General features: G+C 33.5%; 32 protein-coding genes. 25 read left to right on the top strand and 7 right to left on the bottom strand.

What is annotated here, in order from left to right; translation table 11 throughout:
* Positions 1-76: 76 nt before the first annotated feature.
* The 5 genes from NSQ69_RS08325 (at position 77) to NSQ69_RS08345 (ending at position 3,353) form a co-directional block, all read left to right on the top strand.
* Positions 77-613 carry a YdcF family protein gene (locus NSQ69_RS08325; protein ID WP_306475273.1) on the top strand — a complete coding sequence of 179 codons (537 nt, stop codon included), beginning with the start codon at positions 77-79 and terminating at the stop codon, positions 611-613.
* Between the two features lie 147 nt (positions 614-760).
* Positions 761-1,078 carry a DUF4870 domain-containing protein gene (locus NSQ69_RS08330; protein WP_002011879.1) on the top strand — a complete coding sequence of 106 codons (318 nt, stop codon included), beginning with the start codon at positions 761-763 and terminating at the stop codon, positions 1,076-1,078.
* A gap of 165 nt (positions 1,079-1,243) precedes the next feature.
* Positions 1,244-1,978, top strand: a complete 735-nt coding sequence (gene nfsA / locus NSQ69_RS08335; protein ID WP_002126543.1) for an oxygen-insensitive NADPH nitroreductase — start codon at positions 1,244-1,246, stop codon at positions 1,976-1,978.
* Between the two features lie 216 nt (positions 1,979-2,194).
* The gene (locus NSQ69_RS08340) at positions 2,195-2,740 is read left to right on the top strand and encodes a sigma-70 family RNA polymerase sigma factor (protein ID WP_063226112.1); all 546 of its coding nucleotides are present in this window, start codon (positions 2,195-2,197) and stop codon (positions 2,738-2,740) included.
* A 1-nt stretch (position 2,741) separates the two neighbouring features.
* Positions 2,742-3,353 carry a PH domain-containing protein gene (locus tag NSQ69_RS08345; protein WP_078178010.1) on the top strand — a complete coding sequence of 204 codons (612 nt, stop codon included), beginning with the start codon at positions 2,742-2,744 and terminating at the stop codon, positions 3,351-3,353.
* A 224-nt stretch (positions 3,354-3,577) separates the two neighbouring features.
* Here the strand turns inward: NSQ69_RS08345 and NSQ69_RS08350 are convergent, their stop codons facing one another.
* The 4 genes from NSQ69_RS08350 to NSQ69_RS08365 form a co-directional block, all read right to left on the bottom strand.
* Entirely contained in the window at positions 3,578-4,303 is a 726-nt protein-coding gene (locus NSQ69_RS08350) for a sulfite exporter TauE/SafE family protein (protein ID WP_002126547.1), read from the bottom strand.
* Positions 4,304-4,550: 247 nt separating this feature from the next.
* Positions 4,551-5,777: an MFS transporter gene (locus tag NSQ69_RS08355; protein ID WP_050000155.1), complete on the bottom strand. Its 1,227-nt coding sequence runs from the start codon at positions 5,775-5,777 to the stop codon at positions 4,551-4,553.
* Between the two features lie 5 nt (positions 5,778-5,782).
* A complete protein-coding gene (locus NSQ69_RS08360; protein WP_002135366.1) occupies positions 5,783-6,250 on the bottom strand; it encodes a VOC family protein in 468 nt (155 codons plus the stop codon).
* Between the two features lie 194 nt (positions 6,251-6,444).
* Entirely contained in the window at positions 6,445-6,561 is a 117-nt protein-coding gene (locus tag NSQ69_RS08365) for a YjcZ family sporulation protein (RefSeq protein ID WP_000007805.1), read from the bottom strand.
* A gap of 304 nt (positions 6,562-6,865) precedes the next feature.
* Here NSQ69_RS08365 and NSQ69_RS08370 point away from each other — a divergent pair, with 304 nt between their 5' ends.
* Both NSQ69_RS08370 and hfq read left to right on the top strand, forming a co-directional pair.
* Positions 6,866-7,084, top strand: coding sequence for an aspartyl-phosphate phosphatase Spo0E family protein (locus tag NSQ69_RS08370; protein WP_002141097.1), 219 nt, complete (start codon positions 6,866-6,868; stop codon positions 7,082-7,084).
* Positions 7,085-7,139: 55 nt separating this feature from the next.
* On the top strand, positions 7,140-7,328 hold the full coding sequence (hfq, locus tag NSQ69_RS08375; RefSeq protein WP_002012071.1) for an RNA chaperone Hfq: 189 nt from the start codon (positions 7,140-7,142) through the stop codon (positions 7,326-7,328).
* A gap of 38 nt (positions 7,329-7,366) precedes the next feature.
* Here hfq and NSQ69_RS08380 read toward each other — a convergent pair whose 3' ends face one another.
* On the bottom strand, positions 7,367-7,969 hold the full coding sequence (locus NSQ69_RS08380; protein WP_002030912.1) for an HD domain-containing protein: 603 nt from the start codon (positions 7,967-7,969) through the stop codon (positions 7,367-7,369).
* 172 nt (positions 7,970-8,141) lie between these two features.
* On the opposite strand from NSQ69_RS08380, the gene NSQ69_RS08385 reads away from it, so the two are divergent.
* The 7 genes from NSQ69_RS08385 (at position 8,142) to NSQ69_RS08415 (ending at position 16,287) form a co-directional block, all read left to right on the top strand.
* Positions 8,142-8,975 (top strand): flagellar motor protein MotP, encoded by an 834-nt coding sequence (locus tag NSQ69_RS08385; protein WP_002012069.1) that lies wholly within the window; start codon positions 8,142-8,144, stop codon positions 8,973-8,975.
* Positions 8,976-8,997: 22 nt separating this feature from the next.
* The gene (locus NSQ69_RS08390; RefSeq protein WP_098632096.1) at positions 8,998-9,675 is read left to right on the top strand and encodes an OmpA family protein; all 678 of its coding nucleotides are present in this window, start codon (positions 8,998-9,000) and stop codon (positions 9,673-9,675) included.
* A 150-nt stretch (positions 9,676-9,825) separates the two neighbouring features.
* Complete coding sequence (locus tag NSQ69_RS08395) at positions 9,826-10,194, top strand: response regulator (protein ID WP_000940577.1); 369 nt, start codon at positions 9,826-9,828, stop codon at positions 10,192-10,194.
* A gap of 129 nt (positions 10,195-10,323) precedes the next feature.
* Positions 10,324-12,294 (top strand): chemotaxis protein CheA, encoded by a 1,971-nt coding sequence (locus tag NSQ69_RS08400; RefSeq protein ID WP_002012065.1) that lies wholly within the window; start codon positions 10,324-10,326, stop codon positions 12,292-12,294.
* A 208-nt stretch (positions 12,295-12,502) separates the two neighbouring features.
* Complete coding sequence (locus NSQ69_RS08405) at positions 12,503-14,149, top strand: flagellar motor switch protein (protein ID WP_002126565.1); 1,647 nt, start codon at positions 12,503-12,505, stop codon at positions 14,147-14,149.
* A 29-nt stretch (positions 14,150-14,178) separates the two neighbouring features.
* Positions 14,179-15,543 carry a transglycosylase gene (locus NSQ69_RS08410; protein ID WP_341099138.1) on the top strand — a complete coding sequence of 455 codons (1,365 nt, stop codon included), beginning with the start codon at positions 14,179-14,181 and terminating at the stop codon, positions 15,541-15,543.
* 27 nt (positions 15,544-15,570) lie between these two features.
* Positions 15,571-16,287 carry a hypothetical protein gene (locus NSQ69_RS08415; protein WP_078421952.1) on the top strand — a complete coding sequence of 239 codons (717 nt, stop codon included), beginning with the start codon at positions 15,571-15,573 and terminating at the stop codon, positions 16,285-16,287.
* Positions 16,288-16,325: 38 nt separating this feature from the next.
* On the opposite strand, the gene NSQ69_RS08420 is transcribed toward NSQ69_RS08415, so the two are convergent.
* Both NSQ69_RS08420 and NSQ69_RS08425 read right to left on the bottom strand, forming a co-directional pair.
* Positions 16,326-17,108 carry a CheR family methyltransferase gene (locus NSQ69_RS08420; RefSeq protein ID WP_341099140.1) on the bottom strand — a complete coding sequence of 261 codons (783 nt, stop codon included), beginning with the start codon at positions 17,106-17,108 and terminating at the stop codon, positions 16,326-16,328.
* Between the two features lie 39 nt (positions 17,109-17,147).
* Positions 17,148-17,645, bottom strand: a complete 498-nt coding sequence (locus tag NSQ69_RS08425; RefSeq protein ID WP_002086503.1) for a flagellar motor switch protein FliG — start codon at positions 17,643-17,645, stop codon at positions 17,148-17,150.
* 143 nt (positions 17,646-17,788) lie between these two features.
* Here NSQ69_RS08425 and NSQ69_RS08430 point away from each other — a divergent pair, with 143 nt between their 5' ends.
* The 11 genes from NSQ69_RS08430 (at position 17,789) to NSQ69_RS08480 (ending at position 26,411) form a co-directional block, all read left to right on the top strand.
* Positions 17,789-18,253 (top strand): YaaR family protein, encoded by a 465-nt coding sequence (locus NSQ69_RS08430; RefSeq protein ID WP_002086502.1) that lies wholly within the window; start codon positions 17,789-17,791, stop codon positions 18,251-18,253.
* A gap of 15 nt (positions 18,254-18,268) precedes the next feature.
* The gene (locus NSQ69_RS08435; RefSeq protein ID WP_002064619.1) at positions 18,269-18,721 is read left to right on the top strand and encodes a flagellar export chaperone FlgN; all 453 of its coding nucleotides are present in this window, start codon (positions 18,269-18,271) and stop codon (positions 18,719-18,721) included.
* A 17-nt stretch (positions 18,722-18,738) separates the two neighbouring features.
* Positions 18,739-20,037 (top strand): flagellar hook-associated protein FlgK, encoded by a 1,299-nt coding sequence (gene flgK / locus NSQ69_RS08440; protein ID WP_002126575.1) that lies wholly within the window; start codon positions 18,739-18,741, stop codon positions 20,035-20,037.
* Positions 20,038-20,317: 280 nt separating this feature from the next.
* Positions 20,318-21,181: a flagellar hook-associated protein 3 gene (locus NSQ69_RS08445; protein WP_002168743.1), complete on the top strand. Its 864-nt coding sequence runs from the start codon at positions 20,318-20,320 to the stop codon at positions 21,179-21,181.
* 19 nt (positions 21,182-21,200) lie between these two features.
* Positions 21,201-22,580: a flagellar hook-associated protein 2 gene (locus NSQ69_RS08450; protein WP_063226106.1), complete on the top strand. Its 1,380-nt coding sequence runs from the start codon at positions 21,201-21,203 to the stop codon at positions 22,578-22,580.
* Positions 22,581-22,602: 22 nt separating this feature from the next.
* Positions 22,603-22,971 (top strand): flagellar export chaperone FliS, encoded by a 369-nt coding sequence (locus NSQ69_RS08455; RefSeq protein WP_002012050.1) that lies wholly within the window; start codon positions 22,603-22,605, stop codon positions 22,969-22,971.
* Positions 22,961-23,233, top strand: coding sequence for a hypothetical protein (locus NSQ69_RS08460; protein WP_002126578.1), 273 nt, complete (start codon positions 22,961-22,963; stop codon positions 23,231-23,233). The genes NSQ69_RS08455 and NSQ69_RS08460 overlap by 11 nt, the downstream gene beginning before the upstream one ends.
* Positions 23,234-23,577: 344 nt before the next feature.
* Entirely contained in the window at positions 23,578-24,063 is a 486-nt protein-coding gene (flgB, locus tag NSQ69_RS08465) for a flagellar basal body rod protein FlgB (RefSeq protein WP_050551290.1), read from the top strand.
* A 20-nt stretch (positions 24,064-24,083) separates the two neighbouring features.
* Positions 24,084-24,497 (top strand): flagellar basal body rod protein FlgC, encoded by a 414-nt coding sequence (gene flgC, locus NSQ69_RS08470; protein WP_002030933.1) that lies wholly within the window; start codon positions 24,084-24,086, stop codon positions 24,495-24,497.
* Positions 24,498-24,514: 17 nt separating this feature from the next.
* On the top strand, positions 24,515-24,814 hold the full coding sequence (gene fliE, locus NSQ69_RS08475; RefSeq protein ID WP_002064631.1) for a flagellar hook-basal body complex protein FliE: 300 nt from the start codon (positions 24,515-24,517) through the stop codon (positions 24,812-24,814).
* A gap of 22 nt (positions 24,815-24,836) precedes the next feature.
* Entirely contained in the window at positions 24,837-26,411 is a 1,575-nt protein-coding gene (locus NSQ69_RS08480) for a flagellar M-ring protein FliF C-terminal domain-containing protein (protein WP_050000159.1), read from the top strand.
* Positions 26,412-26,424 lie beyond the last annotated feature (13 nt).

Consider the following 26,424-nt stretch of genomic DNA (forward strand, 5'->3'; position numbering starts at 1 on the left):
ATGAAGGAAGTAAAGGGAATAGGGGTATATGGATATGAGAAAGAAGAAAATAATCAAGTATATTTTAGTTGTTATAATGATTTGCGCCGTATATGCGGGGTTTTTACAATATAACATTTATAAGCATGGGCATATGAATGCAATTGATGATGCGGATTATATAATTGTACTAGGATCGAAAGTAAATGGAACAAAACCTTCGTATTCATTGCAATATCGTATTGATAAAGCAGCTGAGTATTTAAAATTACATGATAAAACAATTGCTATTGTATCTGGAGGCCAAGGAAAAGGTGAAGATATTACAGAAGCATTAGCGATGAAACAAGGATTAATGAAACAAAATATTGCAGAAGACCGCATTATAATGGAAGATAAGTCGACGAGCACAGATGAAAATATTAAATTCTCAAAACCGTTAATTCCAGCCAATATGAAAAAAGGTATGATCGTAACAAACGATTTCCATATGTTTAGAGCGAAAAAAATAGCTGCAAAACAAGGTTTGCAATTAGAAGGGCTTCCGGCCAAAACACCGAAGCCAATTATCATTCCATCGAATGTACGAGAATATTTAGCGATTACGCAATATTGGTTTATGAATCGAATATAGTTAAAGTAATCCCGCCCAAAATTTGAGGCGGGATTTATTTCGAGGGAAATCTTACAAAAATGTCATGTTCATGAAAGGTAAAGCGATAGTTTCTGGAAAGGTTTCCTGACATAATGAAGGTAACAAAAAACTTTAGAGGTGAATCGTATGAAAGGAAATAATATTTTATCCTCGCTATGTTATTTTAGTATCTTTTTTGCACCATTTTTACTACCAATTATTGTTTACTTCGTTGCGGAAGATGAAGTGAAATATCATGCGAAAAAAGCATTTTGGTCACATGTTTTCCCATATGCAATTTTATTTGGAGGGTTAGCTTTATCAGGAGTATACGGTTTAAGTTTCAATCAGTCTGAGAGCGTTGGAATTGGGATGGTTATAACGTATGCAGTGTTTATTCTTGTAGGAATTTACTACTTCATTTGGAATATTGTTAAAGGTATTAAAGTATTGAAAGCAGCTTAACATTGTCGTTATGTGTGTAAAGTCGATATAATTTCATTTACCATATTAATATGTATTTAAAAAAGAGCAACTCACAAAGGAGTGCTCTTTTTTTGCTTATAAGTTGTGAATAATGAAAAAGATATGTTAATTTTTTATTATGAAGAGAAAAAAGGAGTGGTTTTTATGAATGAGATGATACATAAAATGGAGCAACACGTTTCAGTTCGTAAATATAAAGAAGAACCAATTTCAAAAGAGATAGTAGAAAGAATGGTGCAAGCTGCGCAGCATGCAGCTTCCTCACATTTTGTACAGGCGTATTCTCTTATATATGTAACAGATCAGGAACTAAAGGTTAAACTAGCTGAATTATCCGGGAATCGTCATGTGAAAGACTGCGCAGCATTCTTTGTATGCTGTGCGGATTTAAAACGTCTAGAAACTGCATGTGAGAAACATGGAACAGAAATTAAACATGAGGGAGTAGAGGACTTTATTGTAGCAACAGTAGATGCCTCATTATTTGCACAAAACTTAGCACTTGCAGCTGAATCATTAGGATACGGCATTTGTTATATTGGCGGAATTCGTAATAACCCGAAAGAAGTGAGTGAATTGCTTTATTTACCGGATAAAGTATATCCGGTATTCGGAATGACAGTGGGCGTACCAAATGAAGAGCATGGAGTTAAGCCGCGTTTACCGGTAGCGGCCATTCTTCATGAAAATGGATACGATGAAAAGAAATATGATGAATTATTAAACGAATATGATGAAACGATGAGTGCGTATTACAAAGAAAGATCGTCAAATCAAAAAAACGTAACATGGACGGAATCAATGAGCTCATTTATGTCCAAAGAGAAAAGAATGCATATGAAAGAGTTTTTAAATGAAAAAGGATTAAATAAGAAATAAGTAAAAAGGCAAACCTGAGATGTTAGCTTAAGTTATAACATCACATGCAAAACCGAAGCTAAGAAAGCGAGACTCGCTTTCTCAACTTCGGTTTTTATTTGTTATTATATAAAATGAAAATAAAAATTAATAAATTTTTACAAAAGTGATAGAAAATGAGAATGAAATGCCAATAGTAAGTAAAAGCAGCTGCTAAAGGGGAACTGAGGAAGGAAGATGTTTATGATTTTCGATTCTGAAGAGGATTTAATTATAGCTATGAAAAAACGCGATCAAGATGCTTTGAAAGAAGTAATTGATCAATATGGAAAATTAATTTTGTACATTATTCATAAATCATTAAGTACCCCTATTGAAAAACAATATGTGGATGATTGTTATAATGATGTATTTACTATCATTTGGTTTAATATCGAACAATTTGATATAGAAAAGGGAAACTTAAAATCTTGGATGATTGGTATTACTAAATTAAAGGCATTGGAATATAAAAAGAAAGTATATAAAGAGAATAAAATCGATAAAGACGTAGAAATAGATACAAGTATCCATGATAGGTATGAAATAGAACAAGAAGAAGAGATTATGGAACTCGTACAAGATTTAAATACAAAGGATCGGTATATCTTTTTAAAGAGGTATATTGATGGGTATTCCATTGACGATATTGCGAAAGAATTAAAAGTAACGGCTGACTATATATACAATCGAATTTCTCGTGGAAAGAAAAAACTTCAAAAACTGTGGAAAGGGAGTGTGTAATATGGATAAAAGATTATTATCGATGTTAAATGAGCTCCAATATTCAGAAGAAGAAATTATACGTTTAGAGAAAGAAGCGAATGATTCTATAAATATAGATAAGTATTATGTAAGAAATGGAGAACTATTAAAAAAATTAACTGTACAAATGTTAGAAGAATCAATTCGCAACGAATTACAAGCTGATGAAGAAATCGAGAAGGAACTGTTAGTAGACGAAGGATGTATGGTAAATAGTAAAGTCATACCGAATATATTATACGCAGGAGCTACCTTTTATTATTATATCGTTTTAACGAATAAAAGAGTGATAATGAAAGGGTTAGATTGCTATTTTAAAAAGACAAATGAACATAGTATGCCAATAGAGGATATACAATCCATTTCGCAACATAAAAAAATGAAAAATGTCTTTGAGATTAAATATAATAACAATTATATACAATTTGGAAGTGTTGCGTATGCACATGAAATTGCAATGATTATTATGGAGTTAAAAAAACGCGGAGTAAAAGTAGGAAAGTATACAGATTTAGAAAAAGGTTGGATGATTTTCTTTAGTGTATTTGTAATAGCAATGGGTAGCCTTCTAGCTTTACCATATTTAATATAAAAATAAAAAGCGGCATAATAGCCGCTTTTTATCGTTTAATTAGTATTAAAAGGATCTTGTAGTTTTCAAATGATCTACTTATGAAAGAATTACTAGTGGATTAGTACTTGTAAACTGAAAATAAAGTTATTTTATTTTTGGAGTGAAATACTGCACCGTACTTAAAAATACAACAATAATTTCGTTTGAACCTATCTATTATTGTGCACTATCTAAAGCATTCTCTATAACAAGTTCAAACTTTCAATAAGAAGATAACCCCCCGTACAACTTAAAAGGATGTACGTAAATATTTTAAAAATCCGTTGATTAAGCCATTTGAAAATAATTTGACCTATATACAAACCTAGAAATACGATTGGAATAGCATAAAAACTTGATTCCCAAATTGTTTTGTTTGTGCCAGTAAAGAGTATTTGAGTTAGTAGACTAATGAAATATATAAATAGATAAAAAGCTAAAGTAGTTGCTCTCAACTTCTCTTTTTTCGTATCAGTTCCTGTAAAGTAAAGTAACAGGGGTGGTCCTGGCATACCGATACTGGTCGTTAAAAGCCCTGATAATCCACCAACTATAAAATCTCTAAATGGTGTTGATTTAACCTTAAAGTTGCATATTAGCATCAATGTTAATAGTAAGAGCAGGATGCTAATTGCTAATTTAAAAGCGTTTATATTAATGGAAATGAAGAGTAAAATACCAAAAGGTACACCAACTATACTTCCAATAGTTAACCTTTTCAGTAGAATAAAATCAATGTCCATTCTTATTTTCCAAATGAGTGATATTGAAATAACTAATGATAAAATAATATTAATTTGTATAGCTTCTTGTGGTAAGAATAACATTAGTAAAAAAGGTGTTGCCATTATGGAAAAGCCAAAACCTGTACTTGTTTGCAAAACAGAAGCCACCAATATAATACATATGAAACTTAATGTAATCTCCAAAATAGCCCTCCTATTTAATCAAATACACTAAATATTTTAATACCATGAAAATCGAATTTAGCTATTTTGAGCCTTTAGCATAAGTGCAATGTTTCACAATCTTACTTTTATTTTAACATAAATACTTAGTTTCTTCTCAAATAGCATTCACGTATAGGGCCCATTAACGAATATGGTTGACATTTTCAAATAATTGTATTGTTACGCAGCGCTAATAAATGAGATCAAATAAAATTTGGTGAAGAATCTATTGATTATCAATAGATTCTTCACCAAGCTCACCGCGATAAAACAAGAAAAGCCATATAAAACTAACAAAAATACAGCATATAGCTAACAAGCTACCAATCACTTGAGGAGAAAGGATTTCTAAAAACCATCCTGTAATAAACATAGATAACTGAATAAGCGATCCGTAGATGGAATAATGAAATGAAAAAACTTTACCAATCATGTTTTCTTGCGTATACGTTTGTAGTAATGTCGTATCAAGTGGAACGATGATACCTCCTGCTATACGCATACAGAGTAATGTAATGATACCGATAATAAGTTGATCGGATAGAATAAATCCGAGAAAGAAAATTCCTTGTAGTAAATAGGCCCAACCAAATGCTCTTTTCATTTTGTCTTCATTTTTAGACATATAAAGATTAACGAGGAGACTGCCAATCATAAGTCCAGCCCCTTGAACCGCATATAAAATACCAATGTTAGTGTGGAAGATTCTTTCGGCATAGATTGTTAGAAGTAACTGATAGGCACCTCCAATAATGCCCCATGAAATGCCGACAAGAATTAATGTTAAAATAATTTTGCTTTGTAATATGTATGTATAACCATCTTTTATATCAGTGAAAAACGCTTTTTTCTTGCTACAAGTGTCACGAGAAGGGATCTTTATTTTATAAATAATATAGGCTGAAATAAAGTATGATAGGCTATTAATAAAAAAGGCAATCTCGATACTTAAAGATTGTGCAATGAGCCCACCTAAAGAAGCTCCCATAATAGACATAAAACCATTGATTGTACTAGAAAGAGAGTTAGCGGTTACGAAATGCTTTTGATGTACGATATTTTTTAGAGTTGATTGCTTAGCAGGCTCGAATAAGCAAGAGAGTACTGATAAGCATATATTAGAAACGAAAATAATTTCAATTTTGTAGAATGCTAATAAATAAGTGAGGACGATAATTCCTCGTAAACTATCAGTAAAAATCATAATTTTCTTTTTTGAAAAACGGTCTACAATGCCGCCTATGAATGGGCTCAGAAGAAGTTGAGGTAACCCTTTGCTCATAAAGGTGAGTGCTAACATAAATGAAGATTCTGTTATGCTATAGACGAGTGTTAATAAAGCGACAGTATGAAACCAATCCCCAAGTACACTTAATGTTTGACCATAAAATAGTTTTTTAAAGTTTTTATTTGTTCTAAGAAGTGTGGAATAAGAAACTGATTGCACTGACATAAAAATTAATCCCTATCTATTGGCGATGTTTGTACATGCTTTTTCCATTCACTTAAATACATTTTCTCTGCTTTAGGTAGTCCAACAGGTAATTGTGCAATGAATTCTAAACTATTTCCATCAGGATCGTTAAAATATACGGAGGCGTGTGCTAATTCTGGAAAAACGATTGGCTCAATTGGCTCCATTCCAAAGTCTTTTCGCGCTGGAATTCCTTTCTGTTTGAGCCAGTGTATTGCGTTTTCTAAATCGTGTAAGCTTACTTGGAAAGCGATATGTCGTAAGGATGGATGATAATTGACTTTGTATTCTTTTCCTTCCCAAAGACCAATCCAACTTTCATTTTCTACAATCCAAAAGAAGGCGATATCTTTGTCTCTTTTATATAATTTCAGCCCTAGTGATTCATAAAAAGGTATCGAAATTTCTAAATTACAGACAGGTAAATGTGCTTCATAAAGACCTTTAATCATTATAATCCTCCTTAGTAAAAACGTTTTCTTATTCAATAGTAAACGATGTTTTGTTTATTGAAATCGCAAAATAGAAGGAGAATAAACTCATACGAAAGTATGAAAAAACAGCTCAATTATGAGCTGTTTTCATATAGTTTTTAGTTAACATATTTCATTCATTTAGAGTTTAGCGAAAAGGATACGTATTATATTTAAAACCCTCCGCCGCCACCCCAACAGCTACATCCGATAATGATTAGAAGGATGAATAGCACGATGAGTAAAGCAAATCCACCGCCGAAACCAGCGCAACTACCACCAAAGCTCATGTTTTTTCCTCCTTTTTAGGAAATTAATCTATATAACTAATGGATTACTTTATAAGATATGTTTTTATTTAGAAAAGGAGCAAGTCTTACTTCTAATTAGACAAGAGCCTGTGATCGGATTTAAATGTGATATTTACTTTGTTTCATAGCGCTTTTTTTAAAATGGTAAAACAATATGGAAGTGTATACTAGGTGAATGTATTGCAAATGAAAGGGGGATGTAACTTACAATTACATTAAAATTTCTTTTCATAAATATAAAATTTGTAAAAAAAGCCATTTTTTTATTTTTTTATGAGTGGAAATGTACTATAATTTTACAAGTAATATTATGGGAAAAGGGAGTTTTAGTATAGAGATGGAGATGGGACAATTACACAATAAAATAGAACACAAAAAGAAAGAGTTAATTCAACTTGTTGCTAGGCATGGATTAGATCATGATAAAGTTTTGTTATTTAGTCGAGATTTAGATATACTAATTAATAAGTTTATGAATATAAAAGGCAAAGTATGTAAGTGATTAATCTTTAATTTTTTATATTAGGATTATTTACTGATAAAGGAGAGAACAGTTATTGGAACATTTACAAGAAGAGTTGTATAAACAAATAAAAGAAGAAAAAGGTGCAGTTACTATATTTTTAAAGAGCGGAGTAAGAATAGTAGGGGAAGTAGTTGGAGTAGATAGATTTACAGTATTAATATTAGTAGATGGAAAACAACAACTTATTTATAAGCAGGCAATATCAACAATTATGAAATAAGACACTCATTTTGAGTGTCTTATTTCATAATTAAATGGTTATTGTTTACATGCTTCAACGTCAATGCCAGCAGCTAGTAATTTTTTTTCTCCGTCTTGTTCAATGATTTTTTGTAATCTAGATAAGAAAGAGTCAAAATCTGTATGTTTACCAACTTGGAAAGTCATTTTATGCTCAATTGGTAGCCAAGTATCAATATCAGCTTCGTTATGCTGAATTTTTACTTCAAGTTTATCAAGTGCATTAGCAACTTTTGCTTCATACGTTTCTTTCGCTTCGAACTCCATCCATAAATCGTATAATTCCACGCCGAGAGGACCTTCTAGTGTACGTTTAATATTTAAAATGGCCTCTAGCTCATTTTTCTGTTTTTGTAATTGTAATTCACGGCTATTCATCGTATCAAAGGCAGGAATATCACCAGCTTCTGCTTCGACAAGGTCATGAATAATAACCATTTTAAGTAATTTTTCTATATTTACTTTTTGATCCAAATAAGGCTCAACTAAGATAGCCATTAGGGACATACGCCACGTATGTTCAGCAACACTTTCTTGACGTCCGTTAGAAAGCCAACTATGTCGCATTTCATATTTTAGTTTTTCTGCTAATGCAATGACTTGTAAAATGTTATGTTCCATCGTGATCCTCCTCATATTTCTATACTATAATTCTAATATAGAAATGAAATGTGTCAATTTAATGAGTATATTGCGATAAATAGATGATACGCGTATAATGATTGTTATATGTGAAAACGCATTATTAAAATAAAAAAATGTTTTACGAAAACGAAAAAGGAAGGGCAGGAATATGGGAGACGAAAATCAAGGATTAGCTAGACCGCAAAGGAAAAAAAGGAAGTTTGATATTTCTAGCCCCTTTGGCATTGTAGTAGGTTTCGTTATTTTAATTGCAGCGATCATGCTTGGCGGTGGTGGAATAAAAGCTTTTAAAAATTTCTTAGATGTTTCATCTATTTTGATCGTTATAGGGGGAACAACAGCGACAATTATTGTGGCATATAGATTTGGAGAAATAAAAAAATATACGAAAAGTATTTTTACTGTTTTACATAGAAGAGAGGAAAATCTAGAACAGTTAACGGATTTGTTCGTTGATTTTTCAAAGAAGTCTAAAAAACATGGTTTACTCTCGTTAGAAGTTGATGGAGAGCAAGTAGACAATCCTTTTATTCAAAAGGGGATTCGTTTAATGTTAAGTGGATATGATGAAGCAGAATTAAAAGAAGTATTAATGAGAGATGTTGAAACAGAAGTATATGAGTTAAGAAAAGGAGCAACATTATTAGATAAGATTGGTGATTTCGCTCCAGCGTGGGGTATGATAGGAACTTTAATTGGTCTTATTATTATGCTTCAAAACTTGCAAGATACATCGCAAATTGGTACAGGAATGGCAGTTGCTATGTTGACGACATTGTATGGATCTGTTATTGCAAACATGATTGCAATACCGTTATCTGAAAAAGTGTATCGTGGCATTGAAGATTTGTATACAGAGAAGAAGTTTGTAATAGAAGCAATCACAGAGCTTTACCGAGGACAAATTCCTTCTAAGTTAAAGTTAAAACTTGATACATACGTATATGAAACGAAGATAAAAAAAGAAAAACGAGCAGCCTAATATTTCAAGGAGTGGTATGGTGATGATAAAACGACCGCAAAAAGGATCGCCTCGTTGGATGACGACTTTTACTGATTTAACGATGTTGTTATTGACTTTTTTTGTACTATTAGTTGCTACATCAAAACAAGATACAGTAAAATTATCGAAGATGCTTGAAAAGTTTAGTGATGCAGAACAAGTGGATGCGAAAGTAATGGAAGGTACAATACCAGATATTTCACATGAAAAAAATGATGAAAAAGCAGTTTCAAAAAAACGAATGGATGAATTGTATAAAAAGTTAAAAGCATATGTAGATAATAATGGTGTTAGTCAAGTGAATGTATATCGAGAAGATACAGGTATTAGCATCGTTATAGTAGATAACTTAATATTCGATACAGGCGATGCGAATGTTAAGCCGGAAGCAAAAGAAGTAATTAGTCAATTAGTAGGGTTCTTTCAATCGGTACCAAACCCAATTGTTGTAGAAGGACATACAGATAGTAGACCGATTCATAATGAAAAATTTCCTTCCAACTGGGAATTATCTTCAGCACGAGCAGCTAATATGATTCACCACTTAATTGAAGTGTATAATGTAGATGATAAACGATTAGCAGCGGTAGGATATGCGGACACAAAACCAGTAGCATCAAATGATTCACCGCAAAATTGGGAGAAAAACCGGCGCGTTGTAATATATATTAAAGAATAATATATTTCCATTTTATTAATAAAATAATAAAAATACAGAAATTCTTTTAAAAAAATATTAAATTTTCTCGTTTTATTTTGTATAATGAGTGAGAATGATAAGGTGAAATATTAAGATATATTTATACATAGAGGGAGAGAACCAAAAAGAATGGCACATAAAATTTTAGTTGTAGACGATGCGATGTTTATGCGAACAATGATTAAAAACTTATTAAAAAGTAATTCAGAATTTGAAGTTATCGGTGAAGCAGAGAATGGGGTAGAAGCGATTCAAAAGTATAAAGAGCTTCAACCTGATATTGTAACACTAGATATTACGATGCCTGAAATGGACGGACTTGAAGCATTAAAAGAAATTATGAAAATTGATTCGAGTGCAAAGGTTGTCATTTGTTCCGCAATGGGACAACAAGGTATGGTATTAGATGCAATTAAAGGCGGGGCAAAAGACTTTATTGTAAAGCCATTCCAAGCCGATCGTGTTATCGAAGCTTTAACAAAAGTAGCAAATAGCTAATATAGAAGGGGTGCCACAAAGAATCAAATCAATGATAGCGGATAGACGTGTGGCCCCCTTTTTTCTCGTTATAAAACACTAAATTGTTATACATAAATGAAATGTTTGTTAGACAGGTAGGGGATTAAAATGCAAACAGATCTATTAAATATATTTTTTGAAGAAGCAGAAGAACATTTACAGTCGCTAAATGAAAATGTGCTAAATTTAGAACAGAATCCTGCCGATATGGGTGTTGTAGGGGAAATATTCCGCTCAGCTCATACATTTAAAGGTATGTCTGCGAGTATGGAATTTGCGGAAATGGCAGATTTAACTCATAAGATGGAAAATGTTTTAGACGAAATCCGTCATGGAAATATGATGGTGAATGCTAATATTATTGATGTTATTTTTGAGTGCATTGATAATTTAGAAAAGATGGTTACAGATGTGCAGCAGGGCGGAATGGGTAATATTGATGTTGTATCTACAAAGCATAAATTAGAAGCATTATTAAATGGGAATGTAGAAGCTTCTATGGAACAAGTAGAGCAAAGTAGTATAAACAATGATGATACAGTTTCACATGAAGTATATATAACCGTCGAACAACAAGCCATTTTAAAAGCAGTACGTGCCATTATGTGTATTGAAGCATTACAAAATGTAGGGGATATACAAAAAACGGTTCCAAGCATTGAAGAAATTGAAGCGGATGCTTTTGGATTTGAGTTTACAGTATATATGGATACTGATCGTAGTGTTGAAGAATTGAAACAGGTGGTGCTTCACGTTTCTGAAATTGAGAAAGTAGAAGTGAAGCAAGGAAATATAGCTGAAGAAGGAATCGTACAATCTATTGCAGCAACGCAGCTGGATCCATCTCTAGAGGCACGAACTCCAACAGCTAGTACTACACCGGCTAAAAGTAATACAAAAACGAAAAATGCTAAAGTAGAGAATCGTTCTATTCGTGTTCAGTTAGAAAAAATCGAAAGATTAATGAATATGTTTGAAGAAAGTGTAATTGAGCGTGGACGAATTGATGAATTAGCAGAAACGATTCAAAATAAAGAGTTAATCGAGCATTTAAATAGATTAGGGGATATTTCAAAAGATATCCAAAATGTATTGTTAAATATGCGTATGGTACCGATTGAAACGGTCTTCAATCGTTTTCCGCGTATGGTACGTATGTTAGCGAAAGATTTAGGTAAAAAAATCGATTTACAAATTAAAGGTGAAGATACTGAAGTTGATAAAATTGTTATTGACGAAATTGGTGATCCACTCGTTCATTTAATTCGTAATGCAATTGATCATGGTATTGAAACTGTCGAAAACCGACGTGATGCCGGGAAAAATGAGACCGGTACTATTAAATTAGAGGCGTTTCATAGTGGAAATCATGTCGTAATTCAAATTACTGATGATGGAAATGGTATTCATAAAGGAAAAGTATTAGAAAAAGCGATAAAAAATGGTGTTGTAACGGAATCAGAGGCAAATAAATTAACGGATCGTGAAGTGTTTGATCTTATCTTCCAACCGGGATTTAGTACAGCGGAAGTTGTATCTGACCTTTCTGGACGTGGGGTTGGATTAGATGTTGTTAAACATACGATTCATAGTTTAGGTGGGCATTTAATTATTGATTCTGAAGAAGGAAAAGGAAGTACATTCAGAATTGAACTTCCTTTAACATTGTCTATTATTCAATCAATGCTTGTTCAAACAAATGATAAGCGTTATGCCTTGCCTCTTGGCAATATTGCTGAAGCCATTCGAATTAAGAAAGAAGACATACAATCGTTACAAGGGAAAGACGTTTTAAACTATCGCAATCAAATTATTGAAGTGAAACATTTAAGTACTGTATTTGGTGAAAAAACAGTAGATGAGGCGTTCGCATCATATGATAGTCAAATGGTTCCTGTGTTAATTGTTCGTAATACACATCGTAGCTATGGACTTATCGTAAACACAATTATCGGTCAAAGAGAAATAGTCTTAAAGTCATTAGGTGATTTCTTTGCAGAGAGCTCTAACTATTTCTCTGGTGCGACAATTCTCGGTGATGGACGAGTGGTCCTCATTTTAAACCCAGAAGGTTTATAATAGGAATGAAGGAAGCTCCCCACTTGTATACAATTGGGGAGCTTTTTGGGTAGAACTAATAATATAAGTATATGAAAACCGTCGTTTACACATATTGTGGAAATAAATACATGTTCACAATTCGGATGATAAGTTTGGTAAAATATAACGAATGTAATAGAGAGTTTAAATCATTTGATAGAAAAACAAAAATGAGGAGGCAGGAAAAATGCCTGAGCAACACACAAAAGGGGATACTGGCACAATTGTGCTAGAAAAAGAATATGAACATTTAACGCCTCAAGAATGCGATATTCTTGGTGAGATTGCTAATATATCATTTGGTTCAGCTTCGACTGTATTATCAACAATTTTAAATAGGCAAGTAAGTATTACTGCTCCTCAAGTAGAATTGGTAGATTTATATGATACAAGTGATGTTGAAATTCCACATGTTGTATTAAATATCCATTTCACAAAAGGATTAGATATGGAAAATCTTCTTGTCTTAAAGCAAGATGTTGCTTTATCTATTGCTGATTTAATGATGATGGGAACAGGTGAAGTTGAAGAGGGAAAAGAGCTTGGTGAATTAGAGCTAAGTGCAGTACAAGAAGCTATGAATCAAATGATGGGATTCGCAGCAACATCTATGTCAGAATTCTTCCAAGATACGGTAGACATGTCTCCGCCAACAATTAAAGTTGTGCAACTTACAGAAGAGATGGAGAAGATTTCTGGTATTAATGGGAATAATATGGTTGTTAAAGTATCGTTTGAATTAAAAATAGATAATCTTGTGAATTCTCAGCTTGTACAGGTTGTTTCAGTTGAACATGCGAAGCGAATGATAAATAAATTGTTACAATTATCTGGTGGTGTGGAAGAAGAGATAGATGAGCCGGCGGAAGTGCAGGAAACTGAGATTTTAGAAGAGCATGTAGAAAAAGAGCAATTAACACAAGAAGAGAAAGATGTGCTTGGTGAAATTGCGAATATTTCAATCGGTTCGGCTTCAACAGTACTATCGACGCTTTTAAATCAGCCTGTCACTATTAGTACACCAAATGTAGAGGCGATTAATGTTCGTCATTATGAAGGAGTACCGGTTCCGTTTGTTATTTTAAATGTCGATTTTGTTGAAGGACTAAAAAATGAGAATGTATTCGTATTTACGAAAGATGTTGCTTTAACAATGGTAGATTTAATGATGATGGGAACGGGTGAAATTGATCCGGAGAAAGAACTAAGTGAATTAGAGTTAAGTGGCATTAAAGAAATTATGAACCAAATGATGGGGCATGCTGCAACAGCGATGTCAGAAATGTTTAAAGAAAAAATGGATATGACACCACCAGACGTTAAATTTGTTTCTTTAAAAGAAGAAATGGAATATTTGGGAGAGTCGATGGCAGTTGACGAACTCGTTCAAATTACTTTTAATCTTGAAATTGGTGATCTCCTTCAATCAAAGATGTATCAAATACTACCGATATCAGAAGCGAAAGAAATGGTTAGAAGACTTCTATATCCGATGGTGGAAGAGCAAGAAGAAATAGTTGAGGAAGTTGTTGAAGAGGAAGAAATTCCTGCACCAGTCGTACAGCCAATTGAATATAAAGAAGTCAAGCAAGTTGAGCCAGTATATATGGATACATCTATTCTACAAAATGTAGAAATGAATGTTAAATTTGTATTTGGAAGTACAGTGAGAACAATTCAAGATATTTTAAGTCTACAAGAAAATGAAGCGGTCGTACTTGATGAAGATATTGATGAACCGATTCAAATTTATGTGAACGATGTATTAGTGGCGTATGGAGAACTTGTAAATGTAGATGGGTTTTTCGGAATAAAAGTGACGAAATCGCTATAAGGCGTCAAAATAGGAGTTTGAACAAATAGATGAAAAACGTAAAGTTTTTTCTAGTTAGTTGGTTATTTTTACATATATGTATATTTTTACCAACGCAAGGACAGGCAGAAGAAAAAAGTGTACAAGATCAAAATATAAGCGAAATGAATGACCAAGAGGGAAAAAATAAAGAAGTTCAGGAACAGCCGGAACAAGTGGAAATGCCCTCGGTTGAAGATGAAAAAAAAGCAGTAGAAAATGAGCAAGGGAAAGAAAAAAAAGAAGAAAGAACGATAGAAACAGACCGAGGGGTTATTACAGTTAATAAGCAGGAGCTAAAGGTTGGCGAAGAAGTGCGGATTGCTGTAGAATCAAATGAAAAAAACATTCAAAGTGTAAAAGGCATATTACAATTACAAAAAAATGGTGAGCAGTACAGACAAGAGAGAATAATATCTTTTGAGTATGAAGAAGAAACGAAGCGATGGATCGCTAATTATAAGGCCGGAATATATGATTTACAAGGTGATTGGAACCTTAGGCTCGTTGAAAGCTATGAAGAAGATGAGAAGGAAGAAGTAATAGAGAACGAATTAAATGTCCCGCTCATTCGTATAAACAATGAAGCACCAACTATAGATAAAGAATTGCCAAAGTTAGAGAAAGTTAGTATTGATGAGGCAAAAGGGAACTTAATTGAACGGAAAAAGGGAGAATCCGTTCATATACGAGTACAAACGGTAGATATAGAATCGGTTGTTAAAGAAGTGCGCGTTATATTAAAAGGAAAAGAAGACGGTAACGATATTACTTTTTTATTAGACTATAATAAACGCGACATGGATTGGCAGAAAATATTTGAAATAACAGAAGCTTTACCTGTTGGGCCGCATCAACTTATTGTGGAAGTAACAGATGGGGCAGGTAACAAACTTGTGACAGAGAGTGAATATATCGTTTCTATCATCGAACAAAAAGTGAAAGATGATGAAAAGATAGAAGAGCAAGAGAATCAAAATGAAGTAGAGGATAAGAAAGAAATTGAGAAGAAGGAAGATCCGAAAATAGAGATGCCGCTTCCAGAAGAAAAACTTCCAGTTGTTCAAATTCCAAAGCAAGAAGAGAAAGTGAACTCTTATATAAAAGAGCCGTTGAAAGAAAAAGAGGAAATCAACTACGTTATAAAAGAGTCGTTAACAGACAACAAGGAAGTAAATAATGTGAAGGTTCATAAAGAGAAAAAAAGCGGAAATGACAATCAAGTCGTTTCTAAAAAGAAAGAGAAAATAGAAGAACAACAAGAAAAGAAAGAGGAAAAAAGTGAGCAGGGAGTACAGGCTTCTAATGTGTTTGCTGTTATGTCAGGATTATTTGTACTGTTTTTAGTTTTAAAGAGTAATAAAGAATGGGGCTAATAATTTGATAGTAGTGGAGGCGCTTAAATGGAAATTAAACGTACGACAATTCAAAATAAGACGCTACAACCATTAAAACAGCCTGCAGCTATTTCAGAACATGAAATTCAGAAAGAACGAAAGCGGAGTAACCTTGTGTTTACTGGGCAGCCCAAAATCATTTCGAAAAACAATGAAATAGGGATTTTGCTTGCAAGTTTAGGTGATGGAAAGATTGTAAAAGAAATGCTTTCTAAGGAAATGGATACGGTGTTGCAGTTGTTTTCAAAGCTACATATGTTGTCTGAGGAAGGAAAGCAATCGGAAAAAATATATGAACAAATTGTTAAAAGTTTGCAGGGGCTTATTAAACAAGCTCATATAAAGGGAGTTCCGTTATTAGACGGAACGTATGATTTCGCTGAAGTGCAGCTTTCGTTTGGAAGAAAAGTGCATATTCCGTTACTTGATGTAAGTGCGCTCATTTCTAGAGTGGAACAAGATACATCAGAAGGAAATACGAATTTAATGATAACAGTTATTACAGCTTACATGACAAAATTGTCTAACGAAACAATTTTAATTAGCGGTACGGATCGTATTTCTAAAGAACGTGATGTGAGCGTGTGGAGAGCACTTGCAGAAATGAATATGACGCAATTATCTCATGCGTTGAAACATACGATTCAAGAGCATAAATGGTCTGTTACGGCTCTATTTCTCTTCATGTGGGTTATAGGTATCATATTGATTCGTATTATATAATAAAAAAAGGTCGTCATTTTAATTATGACGACCTTCTTTTATACTTTTTCGTAAAAGAATGTATCAAAGCGCTGAAGATTGTAGCGTTCGGGTGTTAAAATTTGTTCTGTGCTACCAACGAATAGTACGCCGCCTTTTCGTAAAGAACGACTAAACTTTTCATAAAGCTTTATTCTTGCTTCTTCTGTAAAGTAAATCATTACATTTCGACAAATGATTAAATCGTAGTTCGTATCAAATGTCTGCATTAATAAATCATGTTGTTTAAATGTAACTTGCTGTTTAATATTTTGATGCAATATATATGTATCATCTTCTTTTGTGAAATGACGTTGTTTTAAATCATTAGGTAATTCTTTCAAAGAGCGTTCTGTATATTGACCACGTTTTGCAGTTGCTAAAACATGAAAATCAAGATCCGTTGCTTGAATGTCATAACGAAACGGAGCTAGACGCTTCGATAATATTAAAGAAAGTGTATATGGTTCTTCACCGGCAGCGCAAGCAGCACTCCAAATTTTTAATTTACCGTTATTTTGTTCAAGTAGCTTTGGTAGAGCTTTCGTCTCTAACGTTTGCCAGCGCTCTTTATTTCTGAAAAACTCTGATACGTTAATTGTAATATAGTCAATAAAACTTAAAAATAACGTTTGATCGGTGCGTAAATTATTTAAAAAATTTGTGTAATTTTCAAAACCTTTTCTCGAAATGAAAGCGTCGATTCTTCGGCGCATTCTATCTTGCTTATAGGAAGCGATATCCATATTAAAGTGCTGTTTAAAACTTACGACAAATTGATTATAATCTTGTTCAGTTATCATATTTACAATAGGCACAATAACGATATTGTGCCTCCCCCTTTACATCATACGAATTTTTTGTTCAAAGCTTTTTTTCAGCTGCTTTTCATGTAAGCCTGGTAAATCATAAATAACAGCATCAATTCCTGCTTCTTTTGCAACGTCAACGGGAATGACAGACGTATGTTTATCTCCGTTATAAAAACAGAGAACTAAATCGGTATCTTCGATAATTTGCTTTACAAAAAACATATAATCTGATCGATAAATGGAGTCGGAAGGATGATCAAAAGCAATATACTCTGCTCCGTGTTTTTTTAAATAATCAACGACTTCTTGAAATTCGTCTGTTAATACATGTAACGGTTGCAGTGTGTAAAGGCATAAATTTTGAGCGAGCCTTTCATTTTCAATGAAAAAACGAAGAACTTCATTTTCAATAGATTTATAACATAATATGTAAATTTTATGTTTGTGAGCATAGTCAATTAAAAATTTTTTTATTTCTTCCTGATCTAATGCTGTTAATTGATTTGAACCACAAAGAAAAATATTCATAGATTTGTGCCACCTCATGCTAAATTGTAACATATCTTCTATAAAAAATAACTGCAAAATATCATTGTACAGAGTATAATTATAAATAACTGGATTTTACGATTAAGTTTGGAAGGAAATAAAAAAATAAATAGGTGATATATATGCTGCGTTCTATCTCGCATAATCCAATTTTATCGCATATACCGCCTGCTACTCAAATGCCGAAAGAAGCAAATGTCAGAACAGGACTTGCTTTTTCGGATAATTTGCATGCAGATCCGAAAAAAGATAAATTGTTAGAACAAATGGAAGCACTTGTTGATAACATTGGAGAAATTAAAGAGAAAATCGAATTAGAGTTAACGCTCGATAATGTAATGGAATACAAAAATACTGTAAAATCATTTTTGAATTTTTACGTTGATAACGTATTGCAGTATAAAGATGTTATGTCTCGTCATCCGCGTTACGGATATTCGCAGAAAATGACGATCGTAAAACAAGCTGAAATGGGATTAACTGAGTTAGAAGATGTTATGAATTTAATTAATACGAAAACAGGGCATTTAGAAATGTTAAATCAAATTGGAGAAATTCATGGTTTGATTGTAAATTTAGTCTTGTAAAGGAAAGGAAGCTATATGTACATACAATTATATGAAAAGCTCGTTATTATTCAAAAGGCATATGAAAATATTCAAACGCTTGGGGAACAAATATATGAGAATTTAAAAAATAAAAATGTAAATGCAGTTCAAAAGTTGCAAGTAGAGCAATTGCAGTACATAGAAGGTGTTAAAGGATTATCGCGATCTTTTGAGGAAATGGTTGTTCAGCTTTGTAAAGAAAAACAAGTTGAACCGCTGCGTATGCGTTCGCTATTTTCGTATTTTTCACAGGAAGAAAATGAAAAAATGGAAGAATTACAAAAAAGTTTAAATGAATTAGAAGAAAATGTAAAAATGATTCTTTTGAAAAATCAATATTACTTAAACGTACTATTAAAAACTACAGAAAGTATTGTGGATTCCGTTTCTGAATACAATTTGGAGAAAAACAATAATTCGCAAATCTTTATGAATGAACTATTGTAAAGGAGAAGTGAAGCATTATGAGATTATCTGATTATAATACGCCGTTATCTGGTATGCTAGCGGCCCAAATGGGATTACAAACGACAAAACAAAACTTATCTAACATTCATACGCCGGGTTATGTTCGTCAAATGGTAAATTACGGATCTGTTGGAGCAAGTAACGGTCATACGCCTGAACAGAGAATCGGTTATGGTGTACAAACATTAGGAGTTGACCGTATTACAGATGAAGTGAAAACGAAGCAATTTAATGATCAGTTGTCACAGTTCTCTTACTACGCATATATGAATTCTACTTTATCACGAGTAGAGTCTATGGTAGGAACGACAGGGAAAAATTCATTATCTAGTTTAATGGATGGATTCTTCAATGCTTTTCGTGAAGTTGCAAAAAATCCAGAACAACCAAACTACTACGATACATTAGTTTCTGAAACTGGGAAGTTCACAAGTCAGATAAATCGTCTTGCGAAAAACTTAGATACAGCAGAAGCACAGACGACAGAAGATATTGAAGCACATGTGAATGAATTTAATCGTCTTGGTGCTAGTTTAGCAGAGGCGAATAAAAAAATTGGACAAGCAGGGACACAAGTACCTAATCAACTATTAGACGAACGTGATCGCATCGTTACAGAGATGTCTAAGTATGCCAATATTGAAGTATCTTATGAATCTATGAATCCTAATATCGCGAGTGTTAGAATGAATGGTGTTTTAACAGTAAATGGACAAGATACATATCCACTTCAATTAAATAAAGAAAAAGAACCAATGTCTGTTGCGATTTATGGATCGGATATTCCTTTAACAGGTGGAGCCATTCAATCAGCAATAGATACGAAAGGGAAGATTGCTAGTTATAAGAAAAACCTTGAAGAATTAATGAGTTCTGTAAAAGGTCAAGTGAATACAGTGATGGGAAAAGATTTCTTCGTTGGAGATCATGCGAAAGATATTCAGTTAAACCCTGAATTCGCAAAAGATGTTTCGAAAATGAAAATCTCTGCTGAAACAGCAAATAAACTAGCAGGAATTACAGAGGGAGATTATAAAGAAGGTCTTTCTTATAAACAAGCATTAGACCAATTTATAGTTGGTGTAGCTTCTGATAAAAGTGCAGTGAATGCTTATCAAAATATTCATAAAGATTTATTAGAAGGTATTCAACAAGAAAAAATGAGTATTGAAGGCGTAAATATGGAAGAAGAAATGGTTAATTTAATGGCTTTCCAAAAATATTTTGTCGCAAACTCTAAAGCTATTACGACGATGAATGAAGTGTTTGATAGTTTGTTTTCGATTATTAGATAGCATGTAGAAGGATCGAAAAAGCTTTTTTTATGATGGAAGAGAGGATCCGGCGCAAGGTAGAAGCGGACAGAGCCTTTTAGTGGACCAAGCCATGTTAGACCAGAGATATGAGATGGGTGAAGGGGAAGTTAAGGGAGAGAATAGCCATGTTTAGCAAGCGTCCCCCCTATATAAATTAAATGAAAACGAAAAGTCTTTTTTATGAGGGAAGAGGAGAGCCGTATATAGTTGCGGTTTCTTCTTCACGCCAATTCAAATATAGATAAAGGAGAAGATAGAGATGAGAGTATCTACGTTTCAAAATGCAAATTGGGCAAAGAATCAGATGATGGATTTGAATGTGCAACAGCAATACCACCGAAATCAAGTAACTTCTGGGAAGAAAAACCTTCTTATGAGTGAAGATCCGCTGGCGGCAAGTAAATCATTTGCGATTCAACATTCGCTAGCAAATATTGAACAAATGCAAAAAGATTTAGCGGATTCGAAAAATGTACTAACACAAACTGAAAATACTTTACAAGGTGTTTTTAAATCTTTAACAAGAGCGGATCAATTAACAGTACAAGCGCTAAATGGGACGAATAGTGAAAAAGAATTGAAGGCAATCGGTGCAGAGATTGATCAAATTTTAAAACAAGTTGTATATTTAGCGAATACGAAAGAGCAAGGCCGTTATATTTTCGGTGGGGATAGTGCTGAACAAGCCCCATTTACAGAAGATGGTACGTATCAAGGTGGAAAAAATGATGTGAACTGGCAACTAAATGACGGTTATCAATTAAAAGCATTTCGTAACGGAGAAGAATTATTATCACCAGTTATAAAAACGTTAAAACAGATGAGTGAAGCGCTGAATAACGGTGATCAAAAAGCTTTGCAACCATTATTAGGAGAAAATAAGAAAAACTTAGATGGCATCATTAACCGTACAACTGAAGTTGGTTCAACAATGAATACAATGGAGACATTTAAAACAATTTTAAGTGAGCAAAATTTAGCGCTTCAAGAAAATCGTAAAGAAATTGAAGATGTTGATTTAGCGGTAGCAATTTCAGACCTAGCGTATATTAATGCAACTTATGAAGCAACGCTTAAAGCAGTTAGCACGATGAGTAAAACGAGTATTTTAGATTATATGTAAACAATAAGGAGTGAGAAATATGGCAGGGACGTTAACAGGTATTGGTGGTAGACAACAGATTTGGAACCTCGGAAATAATATGATCGATACTTCTAACTTTGTAGAATTAGAAATGCAAGCGTTAGATATGAGAAAAACACCATATACTAATGAAAAGAACCAACTTTCACAAGATAAACTATTATATACAAGCTTAAAATCAGAATTTAGTTCTTTCACACAAACTTTTAAAAACTTAGCGGCTTTTAAAGGGAATGAGAAAAAAGTTACAACAACACAAGACGGTTATATTAATGTAAAAGCTGATGGTGGCGCGATTGCAGGAACTTTTAATATGACGATTACACAGCTTGCACAGCGTCATCAAATAGCTTCTAATCCTATTACTGATATAAATGCAAAACTTCCTAAAGATGAAACATTAAAACTAGGCGGTAAAGATCTAAAAGTAACAACTGATATGACATATAAAGATTTAATAAATAAAATTAATGATGGAGATTATGGCGTATCGGCTTATACACTTGGAGATAAAATTTTTATGTCCTCGAAAAAAGAAGGAACAGATGGAGAAATTAATTTTAAGGAGAACACATCTACACTGTTTCAAGATATTGGTTTAGCTAAGGCGGATGGCACAGCAGTCAATACAATTAATGAAGCGCAAAATGCCATATATAGTATAAACGGTATCCCAGGTAAAAGTTCTACCAATACAATTGAAGCTCTTCCTGGTGTGAAAATTGAATTACTAAAAGTGACGGAGTCAAAAGCAGAAGGAACACCAGATGCAGGTACAACAACAGATCCAAAAGCAAAAGGTATAGATCTGAAGTTTACAGTAAGTGATTCAAATGTAACAGACGCATCAAATATTATTAAAAAGATGGTGGCTGATTATAATAAAGCTGTTTCTACAATAGATATTTTTGCTGGAAAAGGTGGAGCTTTCCAAGGTCAAGCTATTATGCAAAGTGTACGTCAAGCGATGAATAATGTCGTAACATTTTCTCAAGACGGTAATTATTTGTTTTCATTTGGAATTCAATTAAAGCAAGACGGGACGATGGAAGTTAATGATGAACAATTAACAAAAGCGTTAAAAGACAAGCCGGATGCAGCGAAGCAATTTTTCTTTGGTTCTAACGGTTTAGGGAAGATGATGGAAGAGCCACTTGATAAACTATTTGGTGATAAAGGTGTAGTTGGAGAGCGAGTAAAAAACATCGATTCTCGTGTAAGTGATTTAGATAAAAAGATTAAAGATATTGAAACACAAAATCTGCAAAAACAAGATGAAATCGTGAAGAAGTATCAAAAACTAGAAAGTACACTAGCGGAGCTTGATAGCCAATTGAAAACTATTAAAGCAATGACAAAACAAAAAAGTGATGATTAATGAAAGTTAAGGAAGTGATTGTATGCAAGCATGGCAACGTTATATGCAAAATGATATTATGACGAGTAATCCGATTAAAAATACAATTTTTATTTATGAAAGATGTATCGTTGAGTTTCGTAATTTAGAAGAGCTTTTAAATACTTTTAAACTACAAGAAGGAGATGCGCTTCTTGAAAAATTAGAACGTATTTTTGAAGAGTTAAAGCTTCAATTAAATCCTGAGATTACGAAAGATTTATATGATAGTCTATTCGGTTTATATGATTGGATTAGCATTCAAATTCAGACGATGAAAGTAACGCGTGAAGCAAAAGACATGGATGCGATTGTACAAGTGTTACAAGATTTAATAGACGGTTACCGCGGAGCACTCGAAAATGAACAATGATATTTATCGAGCGTTTGTCGGCTGTTTTAATGAAATCGGTGAATTGCAAGTGTCAGATGAAGAATTTGCTGAGAAAAGTGCTATGTTAAATCGCTGGATGATGACCTTGGATGAAAAGACGCGCGCAGATGTTGCAGCGGAAGTGAGTCCATTAATAATTAAGGCAGCACAGCATATTCGAGATAAGCAAAAGATTTTGGAAGAAATGATTATGACAAATGATGGACGAATGAAAGCGAATTCGTTTTACGGTAAATTTTAATGGGGAAATATGGAAATGGATACCCCTTTTAAAAGGGGATCCATTCCATTGTTTGAATAAGGCGTTCCGCTGATTGAGGTTTCACTTTATGACTGTAATAAAAAGAATGGTAATAATCCAAACAATGAAAAATAAGATGTCTTTATTTTATGGAGAGAAGTGTATGGAGGCTCTTTTTTTATTGTTTATATATCAAAATGTTACATGGATTACTACGCGTATACAGTTTTTTATATTCTTTTTTATATTTTTGTATTTTTCTAAAGACAACAATGGAAAAATGGAATAAAATATGTAAGGGTACAAAATAGATAATATTTTAATAAATAAATACATATAGGAAAATGAATAATAAAGTGAAACTTCCATCAGTGGATGATCATGCGCTAAACAAGCATGATGGAAAAGGAAGGGTGTGGAATATGCCAGATTTAGTTAGTGATGTAAGTCATTATATGAACTATTTAGTAACGAAGCGAAATACCGTTTCTAGTAATATTGCAAATGCGAATACACCTGGCTATAAAGCACAAGATGTAACATTTGCTGAGCAAATGAATATGAGCAGTGCATTATATAAAAAAAATGCTGCGGATTTAAAGAGTAATCCAGATTTATATCAAACGAATGTAATGCACTTACCGACAGCAAATACGAAAAATACATACGCAAAGATTCAAACGAAATCAATGCAAACGAATAAAGATGGAAACAGTGTTGATGTAACGACAGAAATGCTAGATTTAATGAAAACAAACCAATTATACGGTGTTTCAATTAATGCAATTAATACGCAATACGCTATTAACCAAGCAGCACGTGGACGTTAATAGTAAAAGGGGAGACAACGATGTTTCAGGCAATTAATGCAAGTGGCTCAGGGCTAACTACAGCGAGAAAATGGATGGAAGTTACTTCTAACAATATCGTAAATGCAAATACGACGGGAGCACCGGGCGCAGAGCCGTATCACCGCCGAAGTGTGGTGTTGGAATCAAATAATAGTTTTGCAAGCATGCTAGATGGAGCTCCTACTAACGGAGTGAAAATAAAAAGTATTGAAACGGATCGAAATGAAAACCTTGTGTATGATCCGACGCATCCGCATGCAAATGAAGAAGGATATGTACGTTATCCGAACATTGATGTGACAGCTGAGATGACGAATGTAATGGTTGCTCAAAAAATGTATGAAGCAAATACAAGCGTATTAAATGCGAACAAAAAAATGCTCGATAAAGATTTAGAAATCGGCCGAGGATAAGGGGGAAGAGGGGAAATATGAAAATTCAACCAATGTTAAATACACAGCCATTTGGAGCGATTCAGCCGATTGGCACACAGAAAACTTCAGAAACATCTGTAGTTGAAGGCAAAAAGTTTATTGATTTATTGGAAGATATGAATCAAACGCAAAATAATGCCCAAACAGCAGTATATGATTTACTGACAAAAGGGGTAGGAGAAACGCATGACGTTTTAATTCAGCAGAAGAAAGCTGAATCACAAATGAAAACAGCTGCTCTCGTACGCGATAATCTTATTGAAAATTATAAGTCACTAATTAATATGCAAATTTAGGAAAATGGACGGGTGTATTTAAATGGAAAAGATAAAAAATGTTTTCCAATCGCTGAAAACGTGGCATAAGTTAGTGATTGGTGCTGCGCTTTTAGCGATTGCAACAGGAGCACTTTTATACTTCACCTTGCCAGATAAATATGTTGTTGTATATCAAAATTTAAATGATACAGATAAGCAAGAGATTACAGCAGAATTATCGAAGCTAGGTGTTGATTACCAATTAGCAGCCGATGGTTCGATTCGAGTGCAAAAGAACGATGCTCCATGGGTTCGAAAAGAAATGAATGGAATGGGCTTGCCGTTTAATTCAAAAAGCGGTGAGGAAATTCTATTAGAAAGCTCACTCGGTTCAAGTGAACAAGATAAGAAAATGAAGCAGATTGTCGGCACGAAAAAGCAATTGGAGCAAGATATTGTACGAAACTTCGCGACAGTTGAAACGGCAAATGTGCAAATTACATTACCTGAAAAAGAAACAATTTTTGATGAAGAAAAAGCAAAAGGAACAGCGGCGATAACTGTTGGTGTGAAGCGTGGACAATTATTAACAGCTGATCAAGTTGCTGGTATACAGCAAATGATTAGTGCGGCAGTTCCTGGCGTGAAAGCAGAAGAAGTAAGTGTTATTGATAGTAAAAAAGGTATCATCTCAAAAGGAACAGATGAAGCGCATTCTAACAGTTCCTCTTCTTATGAAAAAGAAGTAGAGATGCAGCATCAAATTGAAGGTAAATTAAAGCAAGATATTGACGCAACGTTAATGACGATGTTTAAATCAAATGAATATAAAGTGAATACGAAAGTGTCTGTAAACTACGATGAAGTTACACGTCAGTCAGAAAAATATGGCGATAAAGGTGTACTTCGCAGTAAACAAGAGCAAGAGGAAAGTTCTACTGCGCAAGAAGGAGCAGATACGAAGCAAGGTGCGGGTATTACAGCGAACGGTGAAGTGCCGAGCTACGGTACGAACAATAATCAAAACGGTAAAGTTGTCTACGATAATAAAAATGGTAACAAAATTGAAAACTATGAAATAGATAAAACAGTTGAAACAATTAAGAAACATCCGGAATTAACAAAAACAAATGTTGTTGTATGGGTAGATAACGATACGTTAGTAAAACGAAAAATTGATATGACAACATTTAAAGAAGCGATTGGCACAGCAGCTGGGCTTCAAGCTGATCCGAATGGAAACTTTACAAACGGTCAAGTTAACGTTGTAACTGTTCAGTTCGACCAGCCGAAAGTTGAAAAAGAGAAAGAGCCAGAAAAAAGTGGTATGAACTGGTGGTTATTCGGTGGAATTACAGCTGGCTTGCTAGCAATAATTGGCCTAGTATGGTTCTTCTTAGCAAGACGTAAGAAAAAGAGAGAAGAAGAGGAATATGAAGAATACTTAGCAGAAGAAGAAATTGCTGCTAGTAGTGAAAGTATCCTGGAAATTCCTGAAGAAAAAATAGTACCAGAGCCAAAGCCAGAACCGGTAGAACCATCAGAACCTACATTAGATGATCAAGTGCAGGAAGCTACGAAAGAGCATGTAGAAGGTACTGCAAAAGTAATTAAAAAATGGTTAAACGGACAGTAAGGGAGGAAAAACA

The organism is Bacillus sp. FSL R10-2201 (assembly GCF_038008665.1).
Taxonomy (GTDB): domain Bacteria; phylum Bacillota; class Bacilli; order Bacillales; family Bacillaceae_G; genus Bacillus_A; species Bacillus_A mycoides.

Excerpts from the sequence above, each read along its gene's own strand:
- NSQ69_RS08340 (WP_063226112.1), top strand. The coding sequence starts at position 2,195 with ATGTTTATGATTTTCGATTCTGAAGAGGATTTAATTATAGCTATGAAA.
- NSQ69_RS08355 (WP_050000155.1), bottom strand. The coding sequence starts at position 5,777 with ATGTCAGTGCAATCAGTTTCTTATTCCACACTTCTTAGAACAAATAAA.
- NSQ69_RS08450 (WP_063226106.1), top strand. The coding sequence starts at position 21,201 with ATGGCAGGGACGTTAACAGGTATTGGTGGTAGACAACAGATTTGGAAC.
- NSQ69_RS08430 (WP_002086502.1), top strand. The coding sequence starts at position 17,789 with ATGCTGCGTTCTATCTCGCATAATCCAATTTTATCGCATATACCGCCT.
- NSQ69_RS08425 (WP_002086503.1), bottom strand. The coding sequence starts at position 17,645 with ATGAATATTTTTCTTTGTGGTTCAAATCAATTAACAGCATTAGATCAG.
- NSQ69_RS08410 (WP_341099138.1), top strand. The coding sequence starts at position 14,179 with ATGAAAAACGTAAAGTTTTTTCTAGTTAGTTGGTTATTTTTACATATA.
- flgK (WP_002126575.1), top strand. The coding sequence starts at position 18,739 with ATGAGATTATCTGATTATAATACGCCGTTATCTGGTATGCTAGCGGCC.
- flgB (WP_050551290.1), top strand. The coding sequence starts at position 23,578 with ATGAATAATAAAGTGAAACTTCCATCAGTGGATGATCATGCGCTAAAC.
- NSQ69_RS08480 (WP_050000159.1), top strand. The coding sequence starts at position 24,837 with ATGGAAAAGATAAAAAATGTTTTCCAATCGCTGAAAACGTGGCATAAG.
- NSQ69_RS08420 (WP_341099140.1), bottom strand. The coding sequence starts at position 17,108 with ATGATAACTGAACAAGATTATAATCAATTTGTCGTAAGTTTTAAACAG.
- NSQ69_RS08395 (WP_000940577.1), top strand. The coding sequence starts at position 9,826 with ATGGCACATAAAATTTTAGTTGTAGACGATGCGATGTTTATGCGAACA.
- NSQ69_RS08370 (WP_002141097.1), top strand. The coding sequence starts at position 6,866 with ATGTACTATAATTTTACAAGTAATATTATGGGAAAAGGGAGTTTTAGT.
- NSQ69_RS08405 (WP_002126565.1), top strand. The coding sequence starts at position 12,503 with ATGCCTGAGCAACACACAAAAGGGGATACTGGCACAATTGTGCTAGAA.
- NSQ69_RS08380 (WP_002030912.1), bottom strand. The coding sequence starts at position 7,969 with ATGGAACATAACATTTTACAAGTCATTGCATTAGCAGAAAAACTAAAA.
- NSQ69_RS08330 (WP_002011879.1), top strand. The coding sequence starts at position 761 with ATGAAAGGAAATAATATTTTATCCTCGCTATGTTATTTTAGTATCTTT.
- NSQ69_RS08455 (WP_002012050.1), top strand. The coding sequence starts at position 22,603 with ATGCAAGCATGGCAACGTTATATGCAAAATGATATTATGACGAGTAAT.
- NSQ69_RS08460 (WP_002126578.1), top strand. The coding sequence starts at position 22,961 with ATGAACAATGATATTTATCGAGCGTTTGTCGGCTGTTTTAATGAAATC.
- NSQ69_RS08360 (WP_002135366.1), bottom strand. The coding sequence starts at position 6,250 with ATGATTAAAGGTCTTTATGAAGCACATTTACCTGTCTGTAATTTAGAA.
- NSQ69_RS08435 (WP_002064619.1), top strand. The coding sequence starts at position 18,269 with ATGTACATACAATTATATGAAAAGCTCGTTATTATTCAAAAGGCATAT.
- NSQ69_RS08345 (WP_078178010.1), top strand. The coding sequence starts at position 2,742 with ATGGATAAAAGATTATTATCGATGTTAAATGAGCTCCAATATTCAGAA.
- flgC (WP_002030933.1), top strand. The coding sequence starts at position 24,084 with ATGTTTCAGGCAATTAATGCAAGTGGCTCAGGGCTAACTACAGCGAGA.
- NSQ69_RS08365 (WP_000007805.1), bottom strand. The coding sequence starts at position 6,561 with ATGAGCTTTGGTGGTAGTTGCGCTGGTTTCGGCGGTGGATTTGCTTTA.
- NSQ69_RS08400 (WP_002012065.1), top strand. The coding sequence starts at position 10,324 with ATGCAAACAGATCTATTAAATATATTTTTTGAAGAAGCAGAAGAACAT.
- NSQ69_RS08325 (WP_306475273.1), top strand. The coding sequence starts at position 77 with ATGATTTGCGCCGTATATGCGGGGTTTTTACAATATAACATTTATAAG.
- fliE (WP_002064631.1), top strand. The coding sequence starts at position 24,515 with ATGAAAATTCAACCAATGTTAAATACACAGCCATTTGGAGCGATTCAG.
- NSQ69_RS08385 (WP_002012069.1), top strand. The coding sequence starts at position 8,142 with ATGGGAGACGAAAATCAAGGATTAGCTAGACCGCAAAGGAAAAAAAGG.
- NSQ69_RS08390 (WP_098632096.1), top strand. The coding sequence starts at position 8,998 with ATGATAAAACGACCGCAAAAAGGATCGCCTCGTTGGATGACGACTTTT.
- nfsA (WP_002126543.1), top strand. The coding sequence starts at position 1,244 with ATGAATGAGATGATACATAAAATGGAGCAACACGTTTCAGTTCGTAAA.
- NSQ69_RS08415 (WP_078421952.1), top strand. The coding sequence starts at position 15,571 with ATGGAAATTAAACGTACGACAATTCAAAATAAGACGCTACAACCATTA.
- NSQ69_RS08445 (WP_002168743.1), top strand. The coding sequence starts at position 20,318 with ATGAGAGTATCTACGTTTCAAAATGCAAATTGGGCAAAGAATCAGATG.